Raw genomic sequence first — 1,354 nt, 5'->3', positions numbered from 1 at the left:
CTATTGGGTGAGCGGCGAGCATCGCGGGCGTTGGGAGAGTGTCTGACGCTCACCCAGGAACCCCGATGTGGACGCCCGCCGCCCGCGCCGAGCTTGCGCGCGAGAGCCTGCCCTACGCAACCAATCTCAGCGATGCCGAGTGGGCGGTGCTTGCGCCGCTTCTGCCTGCGCCGTCCAGCACAGGCCGCCCATGGCGCCGGCCCCTGCGCGCGGTCTTCGACGGCATCCTGTACGTCCTGCGGACAGGATGCGCGTGGCGGCATCTGCCGCTGGACTTCCCGCCGTGGAGCACGGTGCATCGCTGGTTCTTGCGTCTCTCGCAGACAGGCGTGTTCGAGCGCCTCGCTCATGCCCTCACGATGGCTGACGAAGGCTGAGGTCGATCGTGTCGGTGGCCCGCTTGAGGCTGCCCGAGCCATCCCTCAGACGGAGGTGAACCACGGGTTGGAAGTCGGCGACGACGGCTGACACCGTCATTCGCCGGCTCCTGATCCCATCCACTCCGGCTTTGAAGCCGCAGGACGCTCGGACGGTCATGACGCTTCTTTCCGATTGGCCGAAGCCGCTACACGGCCCGCCACGACCATCTCAGCGGCTCGCTCAACCGAGGTTGCACCGCTCCGCATCAGGTCGATGCATTTCCTAAAGCGGTTGAGATCGAGATTGGGGATGCTCATGCGAGATCTCCGGTTCGATCCAACGTAGGCCCTACATGCGCCGCCGCGGCGCGCGTGAGAGCAACACGAAGCGCAACACATCACGCTATCTGCCTGATGGGCCAACAGATTATCTAGACTTTTAATCTGTAGGTCTTGGGTTCGAACCCCAACGCGCTCACCAATAATTAGATGCACTTAGAGCGATATCTTGAGACGCTGTGGTAGCAGCTTAATTCCTCGGGTAACGGTACGGGTAACCTCGAAGGCTTGAGGTTTCCCGTCCTACCGCAGCCCTGAGCTCCATAGCCCGGCGGGGTAGAAATCTACCCTCGAGCCGTGATGATGAGCGTGATTGGTCGCAGCGATATCTCGGGCCGGCCGTAATGGGCGACGGTAGAGGACACCATGCTCCACATCCCGCCGTTGGCGATCCTCCTGGCAGCATCGCCGATCCCCCTCCACGCCACCGGCGATCCGAGCCGGGACGTGCTCTGGGCGGCGCTGAAGACCTGCGTCCTCGCCAAGACGCTCGCCGACCGGACCTTTCCCTGCCTGGACGTCGATCTCGGCGACAAGGACCGGCCTGGGACGGCGGTGCTGCGCGCGCCGGGCGAGCCGACCCACGTCGTCGTGATGCCGACGGACACGGTCGCCGGGCTCGAGGCGCCGGTGCTGCGCGGGGCGCGGGGGATCGC

At 65.1% G+C, this 1,354-nt stretch carries 2 protein-coding genes and 1 pseudogene; 2 read left to right on the top strand and 1 reads right to left on the bottom strand.

Annotated features, from left to right (window positions below; all coding sequences use genetic code 11):
• Window positions 1-65 precede the first annotated feature (65 nt).
• Window positions 66-368 (top strand): annotated as a pseudogene (locus tag MKK60_RS14280) (transposase); the annotation flags it as partial.
• Between the two features lie 165 nt (window positions 369-533).
• Here MKK60_RS14280 and MKK60_RS14275 read toward each other — a convergent pair.
• On the bottom strand, window positions 534-677 hold the full coding sequence (locus MKK60_RS14275) for a hypothetical protein (RefSeq protein WP_243986690.1): 144 nt from the start codon (window positions 675-677) through the stop codon (window positions 534-536).
• 387 nt (window positions 678-1,064) lie between these two features.
• Between MKK60_RS14275 and MKK60_RS14270 the strand changes: the two genes are divergently transcribed.
• Window positions 1,065-1,354, top strand: a 290-nt coding sequence (locus MKK60_RS14270) for a CDP-diacylglycerol diphosphatase (RefSeq protein ID WP_243986688.1), incomplete at its 3' end; no start/stop codon positions are given.

This window comes from Methylobacterium sp. J-092, from assembly GCF_022829325.1.
Classification (GTDB): Bacteria; Pseudomonadota; Alphaproteobacteria; order Rhizobiales; family Beijerinckiaceae; genus Methylobacterium.
The sequence above is the reverse complement of the archived record's forward strand: the minus strand, read 5'-3'. Positions and strand labels throughout refer to the sequence as shown.

Coding starts and splice junctions, on each gene's coding strand:
- MKK60_RS14275 (WP_243986690.1), bottom strand. CDS start 677: ATGAGCATCCCCAATCTCGATCTCAACCGCTTTAGGAAATGCATCGAC.